The organism is Streptomyces sp. SID13666, from assembly GCF_010548325.1.
GTDB lineage: Bacteria > Actinomycetota > Actinomycetes > Streptomycetales > Streptomycetaceae > Actinacidiphila > Actinacidiphila fildesensis.
Genome location: NZ_JAAGLX010000001.1, coordinates 554266 through 568032, shown reverse-complemented (window position 1 = coordinate 568032; position 13767 = coordinate 554266). Strand labels below are relative to the sequence as shown.

The following is a 13767-nucleotide window of genomic DNA, read 5'->3' as shown; positions in this document are numbered from 1 at the left end:
CGGCCATGACTGAGTTCACTGCGGAAACATGGCCGGAACCTCCCCTCGCCGGTACCGAGGCGGCAGCCGTCCTCGGCGCCCTCGAACGCCAGCGGGCCACGCTCGCCTGGAAGTGCTCCGGCCTGGACAGCGCCGGTCTGCAAGCCACGGTTGGCGCATCCACCGTCACCCTGGGCGGGCTGCTCAAACATCTGGCGCACGTGGAAGACAGCCACTTCGCCCGGCTGTGGCTCGGCTCCGCCGCCGGCGCCCCCTGGGACACCGTCGACTGGGACTACCGCTCGGCCGCCGAGGACACTCCCGAGCAACTGCGCACTCTCTGGCAGGAATCGGTCGCCCGCTCCCGTGCCACCGTTGACCAAGCACTCAGCGAGGGCGGACTGGATGAGCTCGGCGCCTATGTCACCCGCAGCGGCGAACACCCCAACCTCCGCCGCATCCTGCTGGACCTCATCGAGGAGTACGCCCGCCACGTCGGTCACGCCGACCTCATCCGCGAATCCGTCGACGGCCTGACGGGCGAGGATCCGCCGAGGTGATCAGGCCGCGTGCGCAGGCGTCCGCTTCCTGGGCGGTGTTCCGGCGGTCGTAACGCGCTCGGGAGGGGGTCCGGAACCGACTCCCGCGGGACCCCGTTACGAAGTCGGCTTCGCGTAGTCTCCGTAGCCGGTCCAGTCCAGCGCCACGCAGGGTTCGTCGCCGACCACCCAGGCGTCGTGTCCTGGTGCGATCTGGATGAAGTCGCCCGGACCCGCCTCGGCGCTCTCGCCGTCGTCCATGACGACCTTGATCCGGCCGCTCACCACGTACCCGGTATGGGCCGACTGGCAGCTGTCGGTGCCGGCCATCGGCTTGATGTGCTCCGACCAGTGCCAGCCGGGCTCAAAGACCGCCCGACCGACCGGTCCACCATCGGTTTCGAGCAGGTCCAGCCTGCCCTTGCCGTCCTCGAACGGTCTTGTCTCGTCAGCGGAGTCGAAACTCCGGAACACCAGTCCGGTCATGATCAACCACCTCAGCGGGAAATGGCCCCGAGTCCACCTCCAGCCTAGACCCGCCCCGGGTACGTGGCGATTCAGCCGATGAGCGGCGGAGCCCGACCACCGCCCGTCACGTACTTTCATTACGCCGGGGTCACGCCGCCCTCTCGCGTCATGAAGGTCCGACGTGGCCGCCCTTGCCGTAGAGAGGTGCCTGCTCGGTCGTGGGGCCGGTGGGCGGGATCATCAGGCCCGCTACCAGGGCCGCGAGCAGCAGGATGCCGGCCACCCACCAGAGGGTGGAGGTGTATCCGCTCATGGTCGCTTCGGCGAGCGGCTTCGACAGCGACGGTGGGAGCCCTCGCTGGCTGCTGGCGCGCCCGCTCCGGGCCAGCTCGTCAAGGCCTGGCGGGAGCCCGGACAGATCGTGCACCCGGGCGACGATGGCCGAGCCGAGGATGCTGCTGAACCCCACGACTCCGATCAAACCCCCGAACTGTTGGGCGGTGTTCACCGATGCCGAGGTCACACCGGAGTCCTGCGGGGTGGTGCCGGCCGTCGCGATGGCGAAGAGCGGCATCAAGGCCATGCCTGTGCCGAGACCGGTGAGGAGCATGCTCGGCAGCACCTGGGCGGAGTAGGTGCTGTCGAGCGTGAGGCGCGTCAGGAGCAGAACGCCGACGGCCACGAGTGCCAGGCCCGGCACCATCAAGGCGCGGGGTCCGACGCGGTGCAGCAGGCGGGCGGAGATCTGGGTGGAGCCGATGACCATCGCGCCGACCGTGGGCAGGAAGGCGACGCCGGACCGGAACGGGTCGTAACCGAGGACATCCTGGAGGTAGAAGGTCTGGGTCAGGAACAGCGCGACAAGTCCCATACTTGCCACGACCATGGTGAGGAAGGCGCCGAGGCGGGCTCGGTCCCTGAAGACGTAGGGCGGCAGGAACGGGCTCGACGCCTGGGTCTGCCACCCCACGAAGGCCGCGAGCAGCAGGACGCCACCCACCAGTAGGGCCGCGATCCGGGGGTCGGTCCAGCCCCATGTCCCGGCCTTGTTGAAGCCGAGGGTGAGGGCGAAGAGTCCGCCGGCGCCGAGCACCGCGCCGAGTAGGTCCAGGCGCACCGCAGTGCGGCCCGGACGCTCGTGCACCAGGGTGGCCGCGCCGATCACGGCGACCACGGCGATCAGGACGTTGATGTACAGACCGAGGCGCCAGTCCAGTTTCGTGACCACCCAACCGCCCACGAGCAGTCCGATCGCCGAGCCGCCGCCGGCAATGACACCGAAGACCCCGAAGGCCCTGCCGCGCTCCTTCGGGTCGGTGAAGGAGGTGGCCAGCAGGGACAGCGCCGACGGCCACAGCAGTGCGGCGAAGACACCCTGCAGCGCCATGGCCCAGATGAGCATGTCGCCGCCCGCGGCCGCGCCGCCGAGCGCGGAGGCCACCGCGAAGCCGGCCAGACCGATGATCAGCGCCCGTTTACGGCCCATGAGATCCGCGATGCGCCCGCCGAGGAGGAGCAGACCCCCGAAGGCGAGGGGATGGGCGAGGTACAGCAGGCTCAGGTCGTCGTGAGGGATCTGCAGATCGGCCATGACGGCCGGCTCGATCATGTCCAGGTACGACCCATTGATCAGCACCAGCAACTGTGCCAGCGTGATCACCGCCAGGCCCCACCAGCGCCGGGGATGCGGGCCGTGGACGTCCGCCGGGACAGGGGGCGCGGGCCAGGAGCCGGGGTACGGCCCCGGTGGCGGGCCGAAGCCCGGAGCCGGACGGAAGTCCGCCGGGGCCGTCGGGGTGTACACGGGCATGGGGGGCAGCGGCTGGACGGGGACGACGGGAGCCGGGGCCGGCGGAGCGGTCCGCATCGCAGGGGCATAGTCCAGCAACTGAGCCGCATGTCGGCCGAGTTGGGCCAGCACGGGGCCAGGGAGCCATTCACCGTTCCCGTCCGCCGCCGTGTGCGCCGCGATCCGCTGCAGTGCGGGCCGCTCGGCCGGGTTCTTGTGCAGACAGGCGCGTACGAGATCGACCAGCGATTCCGGTACGCCGGTCAGGTCCGCTTCCTCCTCGGCGATCCGGAAGAGGTGGGCGTTGAGGCCGGTGTCCGTGGCGCCGAACAGGAGGCGCCCGGTGGCGGCGTAGACGAGCACGGCACCCAAGCAGAAGACGTCGCTGGCGGGGGTGAGTTCAAGGCCGCGTACCTGCTCCGGCGACATGAACCCCGGGGAGCCGATCAGCATGCCGGTGCGGGTGTGCAGGCTGTCCCCGGCGAGGCTGTCCATCGCCCGAGCGATGCCGAAGTCGATGACGCGGGGGCCGTCGACGGTGACGAGGACGTTGGACGGCTTCAGGTCGCGGTGGATCAGGCCCACCTCGTGAACAGCCTGCAGCGCGAGGGCGAGGCGGTTGGCGAGGGTGCGTACCGAATGCTCGGGCAGCGGTCCGAAGTCCTTGGCGACCACCGTCTGCAGGTCCGGCCCCGGGATGTACTGGGTCGCCACCCAGGGCACGGCGGCCTCGGTGTCGGCGTCGAGCACGTCCGCCGTCCAGGCCCCGCCCACCCGACGGGCGGCCGCTACCTCGCGCGCGAACCGCTTGCGGAATTCGGGGTGCTGGGCGTGCTCGGCCTGCACCACCTTCACGGCCACGGTCCGTCCGGCCTCCGAACGGCCCAGGTAGACCAGACCCATTCCGCCCGCGCCCAGGCGGGCGATCAGGCGGTACGGGCCTATATGGGTCGGGTCTTCGGTGATCAACTGGTCCACCGCAGCAAGATACTTGAGGAGCCAGGACTCCGGTGTCCGATCCTGGAGTCCGGTGCGGAAGTCCCTTATGCGGGGGGGGTGTCGTGACTGCGGCCATCTGCGAGCAACCCGTCCCGCGTGCGGTTCACCCGCTCCGGCGCGTCCTGTCGGCCCTGGTCGGTAAGGTCCTATCGATCGAGCAGCTGGAGCCGCCACCCATGAGCGCACCCCCGACACCCGTACCCCTGACCCCTGGCTGGCCGCACTGCGGGCATGGTGCGGATCCGGCTCACGACCCCATTGGTTGCCGAGGCGTCCACACCCCTGGCAGTACCGCCTGCCTGGCTCACCTCGCCGACGCCGACCGCGCCGCCCACCTCGCCGGCCTGACGTCCGGCAGTGATGTGGACCTCCGCGGAACCCCGCTCACCCGGTCCCTCCTCAACCAGGTCCTCGACGCGGTGCGCGACCCCGCCACGGGGAACCCGCATTTCGGCTCCGCCTACTTCGCCGAGGCGACGTTCCGCGAGAACGTCCGGTTCAACGGGGCGCAGTTCACCGGACCCGCCTGGTTCCACGGTGCACGGTTCACCGGGCAAGCCCGCTTCCGCGAGGTCCAGTTCCACGACGCCGTCTGGTTCACCGAGGCGCAGTTCTCCAAGAGTGTCTGGTTCAGCGGGACACGGTTCATGAAGGACGCCTGGTTCGACGGGACGCGGTTCGCTGAGGACGCCGCGTTCGACATGGCGCAGTTCACCGAGGATGCCCACTTCGACAGAGCGGAGTTCAGCGGACCTGCTGGATTCCGCGAGACCCGGTTCAGCGATAACGCCTGGTTCAGCGAGGCTGAATTCGCCGTTAATGCCTCGTTCGACACGGCCTGCTTCACCAAGGGCGCCCGGTTCCTCGATGCGCGGTTCAGCGGCGAAGCCGGTTTCGACGGGGTTCAGTTCAGTGGGGACGCCCAGTTCGATGGAGCGCAGTTCGCTGGGGACGCCCAGTTCCTTGCGACGCAGTTCACCGGGGAAGCTGGTTTCGACGGGGCGCAGTTCAGTGGGGACGCCCGGTTCTCCAGCGCGCGGTTTGCGGCAGCGTCGTCCTTCGGGCCGGTGCTCTGTGCCCGGACAGTCAATCTGAGCGGCGCGGTATTCGAGACGCCGGTGACCCTCGAAATCGCGGCGCGTCGAGTGGACTGCGTACGGACCCGATGGGAGGCGACGATGACGATGCGGCTCCGCTACGCGGCAGTGGACCTCAGCCACGCGGTCCTGTCCGCCCCCGCCGCGGTCACCGCCCACCCGGCTCCCTTCTCCTACCGCGCGCCGAGCGGCGAGAGCCTGTTGGCCGGGGCAGCTCCCCAGGCCAAGGTGCAATCGGTTCAGGGTGTCGATGCCGCACACCTGGTCCTGACCGACACCGATCTGACCAAGTGCCTGTTCTCCGGGGCCTTCCACCTCGACCAGCTCCGCTTGGAGGGCCGCTGCACTCTCGCCCCGGCCCCCGTCGGCTGGCACCTCCGCGGCATCCGGCCCTACCGGTGGACCCGCCGGCGGACGTTGGCGGAAGAGCACCACTGGCGCGCCCGGAACGCCGGCCACCCCGCACCGGTGGCCGGCCGGCCACCGTCGGCCCGGGTCTGGAGCGAAGGTCCTCACCACCCCGACCCCGGCCTCACTCCCGACCCCGAAGACGTGGCCGCGCTCTACCGACAGTTGCGCAAAGCGTTCGAGGACGGCAAGAACGAGCCTGGCGCCGCCGACTTCTACTACGGCGAGATGGAGATGCGCCGCCACGACCGCGCCTCCACCCCTCGCGGCGAACGCGGCCTGTTGTGGGGCTACTGGCTGCTCTCCGGGTACGGCCTGCGCTCCTCCCGCGCCCTGGCCTGGCTAGTGGCAGCCATGTCCGTGACGATCCTCCTGCTCACCGGTTTCGGGCTGCCCGACCACGACCCCGACCCCGCCACCACAGGAACCCTCCGCGGCAGCGCCATCAGCCTCACCACCAGCTCACCCGATCCTTCCCTGCGCGGCAGTCTCAGCCGGCGCATGACCGCGGCGCGCACCGAGAAAGCCACTCGCGTCGCCGTCAACTCCGTGGTCTTCCGCTCCTCCGGACAGAACCTCACCACTGCCGGCACCTACATCGAGATGACTTCCCGTCTGCTGGAACCCATCCTCCTGGCCCTGGCCGCACTCGCCGTGCGCGGACGCATCAAACGCTGACCGCCGCCATGCGGGCACCGGCCCGATCGTCCGCGCTGAATGCCCAGGAGGCAGCCACGCCTTCATCACTCCAAGTCATTGCACCACTACTCACTGTCTCAACTCCCACGTCCGGTCCAGCATCAGCACCCCGTGGTCGGCACAGTGAGCGGGATCGGCATTGTCGTGGAACGCTGGTAGAGGAGCTGCCGACCGGCCTGCTCAGAGGGCCGCTCCGTGCGACTCCCCTGATCACGGAGGCACCTATGGCCAGCAACGTCAACCAGCCGCAGGCCGCAGGCACCCGTACCGGCGGGTCATCGTTCACCAGTCAGTCCGGTTGGATTGTGTTCGCGGCGATCATGATGATCTTCAGCGGCGCCATGGCCATCCTCGAGGGGATTTCCGCCATCGCCAAGGACGACCTGTTCGTCAGAACCACGAACTACACGTTCCAGTTCAACCTGACCAGCTGGGGCTGGATCCATCTCATCCTGGGCATCATCGTGCTTCTCGCCGGCTGCGCTCTCTTCTCCGGAGCCCTGTGGGCGCGCGCCGTGGGCGTCATCCTCGTCGGACTGAGCCTGATCGCCAACTTCATGTGGGTGCCCTACAACCCGTTCTGGGCGATCGTCCTGATCGCCATCGACATCTTCGTCATCTATGCCCTGTGCACCCCCGCACGCTCCGGGACATCAGCAGCCCGATCCTGACCGATGAGTGCCGCCGCCGTGAGTTGAGCAGATCCCATCTGCTCAACTCACCGAACGCGGCTCTCCCGTGGAGGCAGCCATGGTGCTTGACCTCGTCGTCATCGGTCTGGCCATCACCTTGGGGCCCCTGCACAACACCGCGTTCATCCTGCTGCTCTCGGGGCTCAAAGGAGTGCGCAAGGGACTGGCGTTCATCCTGGCCTGGCTGGCGTGTCTGGTCCTTGTCATCGCCGGAGTGGTCCTGATGACCGGCGGGGAACCCCTCGTGCACAAGAGCGCGCCGTCCACCGCCGCCCTGGCCGTGAAACTGTTGCTGGGCTTCGGCATGGTGTTCTACGGCGAGCGCAAACGGCGCCGTGGGCGCCGGCCACGCCAGTCCCCCAAGTGGTTCGCCCGACTCGACAACATATCCCTGTGGTCCGCGGCGGGACTGGGAATCCTGCTGCAGCCATGGGGCATCGTCGCCGCCGGTGGAGCGACGGTGGTGCAGGCGAACCTGTCGTCCCTCGCCACCTACCTGGCCTTGATCGGCTACGTCCTGCTGGCCACCTCCAGCCTGCTGGTCATGGAGCTCTACGCCACCTTCAGGCCGACCGCCGCCGCGACCGGACTCAGCGGTCTGCGCTCCTGGATCGAGGGTCACCAGGACCAGGCGATCGTGAGCCTGTCGCTCGGACTCGGCCTATGGCTGGTGGGACAGAGCCTTTACGGACTCGTCAGTTGAGACCACAACCGGCGACCTGAGAACAACCGCGACCGACGGAGGAGACCATGAACCAATCGGTGAGCCTGGCATCGGACTATCCGATGCTGAACCTGTTCTGGACCATAGCGGTCATCTTTCTGTGGGTGCTGTGGTTCATGCTGCTGTTCCGTGTCATCGCTGACATCTTCCGTGACCACGAGCTGAACGGCTGGATGAAGGCCTTCTGGGCGTTCTTCGTCCTGGTCCTGCCGTTCCTGGGCGTCTTCGTGTACCTGATCGTCCGGGGCAGCGGCATGCACGAACGCGACGTGCACCAGGCCAGGCGCCACGAGGAGGAGTTCCAGACGTACGTGCGTGCCGCCGCCGGCACCAGCAGCACCACCGACGAGCTCGCCAGGCTCGCCGAACTCAAGAAGCACGGCGACATCACGGACAAGGAATTCGAGCAGGCCAAGACCAAACTCCTGGCCTGAGGGCGGAGCGGCAGACCGCTCTTCTCAGCCCGCGACGAGCTTGATGTCCTGCCGCCCGGCCACGTGGAGCCTCGGCAGGGGGAGACCTCCGCTGGAGTCCAGTTCCATCACGGTGGCTTCAACACGGACGGCGCCTGCTGTGACGGTGCCCGGGGCGAGCTTCTCGGAGTTGACCCAACGGTGCTCCGTCTGGTCGCAGACGGCGTTGGTGCCACCGATGCCGTAGCGGACACGGGTGTCGCCCTGGGACACGGAGGAGGACACGAACACGGGGTTCGGTCCACTTGCACAGCGGTAGGTGCCGGAGAGGGTGATGGTCCCGTCGGCTGCGAGGCTACCGGTTGGGTCGACGGTCACTACCTCGCTCGGGTCCGCCGATGCCATGGGGACATTGAGCAGGAGCAGCAGCGCGGCACTGGCGACGGCGCCGAGAACGGGGCGCAAGGACATGAGGGCACCTCTGGGAGTATGCGGCCAGGAACAAGAGGTTCCACATGTACCGGATCCCCGCCCTCCGCCGACCGAACGTCCGACGGCATACATCCCACGTCACCCGGTTGCATCACAGCCAAGCGCTTGAGGACAGGCCGGCGGGGAGCAGGCGAACTCGTCAGCAGGGCAGCGTCGAGTCGATCCCGCGGCACGACCGTGCCCGCCTCCGGTGCGGTGGAGGCGGGCACTGCGTGGGTGCGCTCTCGCGTGGTCAGACCTGCGCCGAGTTCTTCGCGTACGGCGACTCGTCGACGAGCTCCGGCGCGGCCGCGGGCGCGGGGCCGCCTTCGCTGAGGCCGAACCGCGCGTGGAAGGTGCGCAGGAAGCCGGGCGCGTACCAGGCCGAGCGGCCGAGCACACGCAGCGACCGCCCTGCTGCTCAGTGCGTGGGGGCACCTGCACGGCCTCGTCGTCCTGGAGGTGTTCGGGCACACCTCGTTCCTCGGCGACCAACAGGACGAGATCTTCCGCATGGCCATGCAGAACCTGCTGGAGGACGTCCACCGCCGGATCCCGTGAGCGCTGCGGCCCCGGGGGCCGCACGCACGCGAGGCCGGGCCCCGCAGATGCTCTCTGCGGGGCCCGGCCTCGTGCGCTGGGTGGCTCAGCGGCGCGGCGCCAGCACCTGGGCGAGCACGTCGTGCACGTAGGTGTTGGGGTGCTTGCCGGAGAAGCGGTCCGACAGCGGGCCGCTGGCCGTCACCGGCACGTCCACGCTGGTGTGACCCGACGTCGTCCAGTCCAGGGTGAACGTCCTGCTGCTGCCCGCGATGGTGAACGGGCCGTCCTCGGCGGAGATGGCGGTTCCGGACTCGTCGTTGGGGTCGTTCTCCTCCACCGCCAGGCCACCGGTCTCGTGGTCACCGGTGACGACCAGCAGGGTGTCGGGGTGAGTGGCGACGTAGGCGCGGGCGACCGCGACGGTCTTCTCCAGCTGCTGCATCGACTGCAGGAGACGGGCACCGTTGTTGGAGTGCGCGAACTCGTCGGTGCCCTCTTCCTCGACGAACAGGAAGAAGCCCTTCCTGTTCTTGTCCAGGGTCGTCAGGGCCTTGGTGGTCATGGTCGCGAGATCGACCACCGGGCTGTAGACGTCGCCCTGGCCCTCGGGCCGCTGCTGGAACATCTCCTCGTTGCTGAACAGACCGAGAAGCTTGCCGCCCTTGGCCTTGTCCAACTGCTTGGCGCTGGAGACGTAGGTGTATCCCGCGTTCTTCGCCTTGTTGATGAGGTTGCCCTTGGTGCCGAGGCTGCCCTCGGTCGGGTCCTCGGCGGGCTTGTCCTGGAACGCGCCCGGGGTGCCCTTGGGCAGCCACCAGTCCTCGCCGCCGCCGAGGATGACGTCCGGCTTGCTGACGTCGAGGTACTGGCGGGCGATCTCGTCCTGCGCCGATCGGTTCGCGGTGTTGGCGAAGAACGCCGCCGGGGAAGCGTCCGTAACCTGGGCCGTGGTGACCAGACCGGTGGACTTTCCGGCCGCCTTGGCCTGCTGGCCCAGCGTCGCCAGCGGGTTGCCGTCGACGTCGACGCTGATCGCGCCGTTGTACGTCTTCTCACCCGTGGCCCACGCGGTCGCAGCCGCCGCGGAGTCCGTCACCACGGACTTCGGGTCGTGCGGGGTCGTGGTCAACTGACCGGACGCGGTGAGCTTGTCCATCGCCAGCTGCCCGTCCAGTCCGGCCAGGTGCAGTCGGGCCGCCTCGCGGGCCGCGGCCCCCATGCCGTCACCGTTGATGAAGATGACGTTCTTCGCCTGGGTCCTCGCCTGCGCGCTCGGCGCGGTGGCGGAGGCACCCATCGTCGGGCTGATCACCATGGTCACCGACGCCGCGGCCACCGCCGCCACCAGGGGCACACCCCAACGCCGCGCATTATGCAACCGCCCGCTCACGGAATCTCCTATAGACACTTGACTATCTCTTGACCCCCTGAACGTAGAGAGTGATGGGGTATCGCACCTGAACGCCGTGCGTCTACGGGAGGAACCTCCGGGGCCCTTGTCGCCGACTGCTCCTAGGCCGGAAGGGGACCCCGCGCGAGAATCCGGGCCGCGGCGAACTCCTCGCGGGCCTCCTGTTCCGCCTGGTCCAGATAGCCGTACGCGTCGTCGCCGACCGGGATCCGCAGGGGTGTGGGCGCGGGGGCGGCGACGATGTCGAGGACCCGTGCCGCGAAGTCCTCGGGGCGGCCGGTCTCGGGATGGTCCGCAAGGCCGCGGGAGCCTTCGAGCATCTCGCGGTTCGTCCCGTCGTAGGCGGGGACCCGATGGCCCGCTTCCGTCATGGACGTGCCGTAGCGCGTGGCGAACATGCCCGGTTCGAGCACGGTGACGCGGATGTTGTGCGGGGCGGCCTCGATGGTCAGCGCCTGGCTCATGCCTTCGAGGGCGTGCTTTCCGGCGACGTAGGCGGCCAGCCCCGGGAAGGCTATCCGGCCCACCACGGAGGAGACGTTGAGGATGTGGCCATGTCCCTGGGTCCGCATCAACGGCAGGACGAGGCGGGTGAGCCGCCATGGGCCGACCAGCAGCGTCTCCAGCTGGTCGCGGAGTTCGGCGTCCGAGACCTCCTCGACCGCGCCGAACAGTCCGACGCCGGCGTTGTTCACGAGGATGTCGATACCGCCGAGACGGTCGACCGCGATACGGACGGCCTCCTCGCACGAGGCGGCGTCACGTAACTCGAGGGGAATCGGGGTGATACGGCCGGGCCAGGTGGCGGCCAGCTCCTCCAGGTCGGCGGTCTTGCGGGCGGTGACCGCCAGTTCGTCCCCGGCCCGGGCCGCGGCCGTGGCCAGTGCGTGCCCGAGGCCGGAGGAGCATCCCGTGACCAGCCAGCGTCGTCCCATCGTTCCCCCGTCATGACTGAGTTGTTCCGGATGATCGTGGCGCCCCGCGGTGACCGCCGTGCCGTGGCCGCCCCCGCGGAGTCGCGGCCGCGGCCGCCCGGCTGATGGCAGCAGTTCATGGTCAGGGGATTCCGGTGCACGGTCACCCCTCCCGCGGGGGCGCACGGAGGCGCCCGGGCGCACAGACAGGCGCCCCCACGCGGCCCGGCCGCCGCAGGCACCATCGGCGGCCACCCCGACGGTCAGCTCACGGCGGCACCGGCCCATCGGACGATGGCGCCGATGCCGGGCCGACGTCCCGTGGAGTGATCTGACTCACACGCTGTCACAGGGACCGGCCCCGCGGTGTCTTGTGCCCGAATAGCCGACAACGAATGGAGACACCGTGACCGGGAACAGCAATGTGGTCGTGATCGGCGGAGGATACGCCGGCGTCATGGCGGCCAACCGCCTGACGCAGCGCGACGACGTGACCGTGACGCTGATCAACCCGCGCCGGAGCTTCGTCGAGCGGATCCGGCTGCACCAACTGGTGGGCGGGTCCGACGACGCTGTCGTCGAGTACAGCGAAGTCCTGCGTTCGGGAATCGAGTTGGTGGTCGATTCCGTGGCCCGGATCGACGCGGCCGAACGCAGCGTGGCGTTGGCGTCGGGCGGCGCGGTCGGCTACGACTACCTGATCTACGCGGTGGGCAGTGGCAGCGCCGATCCGCGCGTGCCCGGAGCGGGCGAGTTCGCCTACCCGATCGCCAGTCTGGAGGAGGCACAGCGGCTGCGGCCGGTCCTCGACGCCGCGCCGGCAACGGCCGCGGTGACGGTGGTCGGAGCGGGTCCGACCGGTATCGAGACCGCCGCCGAACTGGCGGAGGCCGGCCGCACCGTGACCCTGGTCTGCGGAGGGGTGCTCGGCCCGTACCTGCACCCCCGGGGCCGACGCTCGGTCGCCAAGCGGCTGGCCACCCTCGGAGTGACCGTGCTCGACGGCCCCGGCACGAAGGTGACGGCGGTGGCGCGCGACACTGTCCAACTCCGCGACGGCCGCACGCTGCCCAGTGCGGTGACCGTGTGGACCGCCGGCTTCGGTGTGCCGGACCTGGCCGCCCGCAGCGGGCTGAGCACCGACGCCGTGGGCCGCCTGCTCACGGACGAGACGTTGACCAGCGTGGACGACGAGCGCATCGTCGCGGCCGGGGACTCGGCGGCACCGTCGGACCTACCGCTGCGGATGAGCTGCCAGGCCGCGATGCCGCTGGGCGCGCGGGCCGCCGACACGGTGCTCAGCCGGATCGCCGGTGAGCAGCCCTCGCCCCTCAACCAGGCGTTCGCCGGCCAGTGCATCAGCCTGGGCCGGCGCGCCGGCATCTTCCAGTTCGCCCACCGCTACGACGTCGCGCTCTGGTTCCACATCGACGGTCGCTCCGGTGCGAGGCTCAAGGAGTTCGTGTGCAAGGGGATCGTCAAGCATCTGGCCGACGAGGCGGGCAAGCCCGGTTCGTACAGCCTGCACCGCGTTTCCGGAGGTGCCAAGCGCCAGCAGTTGCTGCAGGACCGGCGCGGCGAGACGAAAGCCACCGCCCAGCCCGCGGCCTGACCTGGCCCCCGGGGCGGATCCGGGCTGCTGACGAATGAGAATCTTGCCGTCGATACACGCTTGAGGGCCGTCGGCAACCAAGGCCGGCCGCGAAGGAGAAGGGTCGAGATATGAGCGACCAGGCCACTGACCTGGCGACCGAGACGTTCGTCGCCCACCGCAACCTGCTCTTCACCGTCGCCTACGAGATGCTCGGATCAGCGGCCGACGCCGAGGACGTCCTCCAGGAGACGTGGCTGCGCTGGGTCAAGGTCGACCTGGAGCAGGTGCGCGACCAGCGCGCCTACCTGGTCCGGATCACGACCCGGCAGGCGCTCAACCGGCTGCGCGCGATGAGTCGCCGCAGGGAGGCGTATGTCGGCCAGTGGCTGCCCGAGCCGCTGCTCACCGCGCCGGACGTGGCCGATGACGTCGAGCTCGCCGAGAGCGTGTCGATGGCGATGATGCTCATCCTCGAGACGCTGTCGCCGACCGAGCGCGCCGTCTTCGTACTGCGCGAGGCGTTCGATGTCGGCTACGACGAGATCGCGGCCGCCGTCGACAAGAGCCCCGCGGCCGTCCGCCAGATCGCGCACCGCGCCCGCCGGCACGTCGACGCCCGGCGCCCTCGCCAGGTGGTCTCCCAGGGCGAGACCCGGGCCGCCCTGGAGTCGTTCCGGCGTGTACTCGAAACCGGCAATCCGCAGGACCTCCTCGACGTGCTCGCCCCGGAGGTCGTCCTGATGGGCGATGGCGGCGGAGTCAAGCGGGCCGCGCTGCGGCCGATCATCGGCGCCGAGAAGGTGGCCCGCTTCATGATCGGTGGTCTCGGCAAGGAGAAGAGCCCGATCACTGTCGCCCCCACCATGATCAACGGCAACCCGGCACTCCTCGTACACCTGGACGGGGAGCTCGACGGCATCATGGCGGTCCGTGTCGAGGACGCCCGCATCAGCGGCATCTACTACGTCCGCAACCCCGAGAAGCTGTCCCGCGTCGCATCCGAGACCCCGCTCACCCTGGGATGAGG

The 13767-nt window shown here is 69.4% G+C and carries 13 protein-coding genes and 1 pseudogene; 8 read left to right on the top strand and 6 right to left on the bottom strand.

The annotated features are described in order from the left end of the window. Positions 1-5: 5 nt before the first annotated feature. Positions 6-539 carry a DinB family protein gene (locus G3I60_RS02830; protein WP_164292366.1) on the top strand — a complete coding sequence of 178 codons (534 nt, stop codon included), beginning with the start codon at positions 6-8 and terminating at the stop codon, positions 537-539. 96 nt (positions 540-635) lie between these two features. Here G3I60_RS02830 and G3I60_RS02825 read toward each other — a convergent pair whose 3' ends face one another. Then, the gene (locus G3I60_RS02825) at positions 636-1004 is read right to left on the bottom strand and encodes a cupin domain-containing protein (RefSeq protein WP_164292367.1); all 369 of its coding nucleotides are present in this window, start codon (positions 1002-1004) and stop codon (positions 636-638) included. Positions 1005-1152: 148 nt separating this feature from the next. Continuing rightward, complete coding sequence (locus G3I60_RS45010) at positions 1153-3753, bottom strand: MDR family MFS transporter (RefSeq protein ID WP_343240764.1); 2601 nt, start codon at positions 3751-3753, stop codon at positions 1153-1155. A 197-nt stretch (positions 3754-3950) separates the two neighbouring features. Between G3I60_RS45010 and G3I60_RS02810 the strand changes: the two genes are divergently transcribed. From G3I60_RS02810 to G3I60_RS02795, 4 genes are all read left to right on the top strand, one after another. Beyond that, positions 3951-5957: a pentapeptide repeat-containing protein gene (locus tag G3I60_RS02810; protein WP_164292368.1), complete on the top strand. Its 2007-nt coding sequence runs from the start codon at positions 3951-3953 to the stop codon at positions 5955-5957. 245 nt (positions 5958-6202) lie between these two features. Beyond that, positions 6203-6649, top strand: coding sequence for a hypothetical protein (locus tag G3I60_RS02805; protein WP_164292369.1), 447 nt, complete (start codon positions 6203-6205; stop codon positions 6647-6649). 79 nt (positions 6650-6728) lie between these two features. Continuing rightward, entirely contained in the window at positions 6729-7373 is a 645-nt protein-coding gene (locus G3I60_RS02800; protein ID WP_164292370.1) for a GAP family protein, read from the top strand. A 47-nt stretch (positions 7374-7420) separates the two neighbouring features. Next, complete coding sequence (locus tag G3I60_RS02795) at positions 7421-7828, top strand: SHOCT domain-containing protein (protein ID WP_138352390.1); 408 nt, start codon at positions 7421-7423, stop codon at positions 7826-7828. A 24-nt stretch (positions 7829-7852) separates the two neighbouring features. Here G3I60_RS02795 and G3I60_RS02790 read toward each other — a convergent pair whose 3' ends face one another. Together G3I60_RS02790 and G3I60_RS02785 are read right to left on the bottom strand one after the other, a co-directional pair. Further along, positions 7853-8278: a DUF6299 family protein gene (locus G3I60_RS02790; protein ID WP_164292371.1), complete on the bottom strand. Its 426-nt coding sequence runs from the start codon at positions 8276-8278 to the stop codon at positions 7853-7855. A gap of 253 nt (positions 8279-8531) precedes the next feature. Beyond that, positions 8532-8678: a hypothetical protein gene (locus G3I60_RS02785; protein ID WP_164292372.1), complete on the bottom strand. Its 147-nt coding sequence runs from the start codon at positions 8676-8678 to the stop codon at positions 8532-8534. A 5-nt stretch (positions 8679-8683) separates the two neighbouring features. Here G3I60_RS02785 and G3I60_RS02780 point away from each other — a divergent pair. After that, positions 8684-8839, top strand: a pseudogene (locus G3I60_RS02780) (TetR-like C-terminal domain-containing protein); the annotation flags it as partial. Positions 8840-8924: 85 nt separating this feature from the next. Here G3I60_RS02780 and G3I60_RS02775 read toward each other — a convergent pair. Together G3I60_RS02775 and G3I60_RS02770 are read right to left on the bottom strand one after the other, a co-directional pair. Beyond that, positions 8925-10211 carry an alkaline phosphatase gene (locus tag G3I60_RS02775; RefSeq protein WP_343241909.1) on the bottom strand — a complete coding sequence of 429 codons (1287 nt, stop codon included), beginning with the start codon at positions 10209-10211 and terminating at the stop codon, positions 8925-8927. Positions 10212-10333: 122 nt separating this feature from the next. After that, the gene (locus tag G3I60_RS02770; RefSeq protein WP_164292373.1) at positions 10334-11167 is read right to left on the bottom strand and encodes an SDR family oxidoreductase; all 834 of its coding nucleotides are present in this window, start codon (positions 11165-11167) and stop codon (positions 10334-10336) included. Between the two features lie 385 nt (positions 11168-11552). Here G3I60_RS02770 and G3I60_RS02765 point away from each other — a divergent pair, with 385 nt between their 5' ends. Together G3I60_RS02765 and G3I60_RS02760 are read left to right on the top strand one after the other, a co-directional pair. Beyond that, entirely contained in the window at positions 11553-12758 is a 1206-nt protein-coding gene (locus G3I60_RS02765) for an FAD-dependent oxidoreductase (RefSeq protein WP_164292374.1), read from the top strand. A 110-nt stretch (positions 12759-12868) separates the two neighbouring features. After that, positions 12869-13765, top strand: a complete 897-nt coding sequence (locus tag G3I60_RS02760; RefSeq protein WP_138352383.1) for an RNA polymerase sigma-70 factor — start codon at positions 12869-12871, stop codon at positions 13763-13765. Positions 13766-13767: the final 2 nt, after the last annotated feature.

Coding starts and splice junctions, on each gene's coding strand:
- G3I60_RS02830 (WP_164292366.1), top strand. CDS start 6: ATGACTGAGTTCACTGCGGAAACATGGCCGGAACCTCCCCTCGCCGGT.
- G3I60_RS02760 (WP_138352383.1), top strand. CDS start 12,869: ATGAGCGACCAGGCCACTGACCTGGCGACCGAGACGTTCGTCGCCCAC.
- G3I60_RS02795 (WP_138352390.1), top strand. CDS start 7,421: ATGAACCAATCGGTGAGCCTGGCATCGGACTATCCGATGCTGAACCTG.
- G3I60_RS02805 (WP_164292369.1), top strand. CDS start 6,203: ATGGCCAGCAACGTCAACCAGCCGCAGGCCGCAGGCACCCGTACCGGC.
- G3I60_RS02790 (WP_164292371.1), bottom strand. CDS start 8,278: ATGTCCTTGCGCCCCGTTCTCGGCGCCGTCGCCAGTGCCGCGCTGCTG.
- G3I60_RS02825 (WP_164292367.1), bottom strand. CDS start 1,004: ATGACCGGACTGGTGTTCCGGAGTTTCGACTCCGCTGACGAGACAAGA.
- G3I60_RS02800 (WP_164292370.1), top strand. CDS start 6,729: ATGGTGCTTGACCTCGTCGTCATCGGTCTGGCCATCACCTTGGGGCCC.
- G3I60_RS02810 (WP_164292368.1), top strand. CDS start 3,951: ATGAGCGCACCCCCGACACCCGTACCCCTGACCCCTGGCTGGCCGCAC.
- G3I60_RS02770 (WP_164292373.1), bottom strand. CDS start 11,167: ATGGGACGACGCTGGCTGGTCACGGGATGCTCCTCCGGCCTCGGGCAC.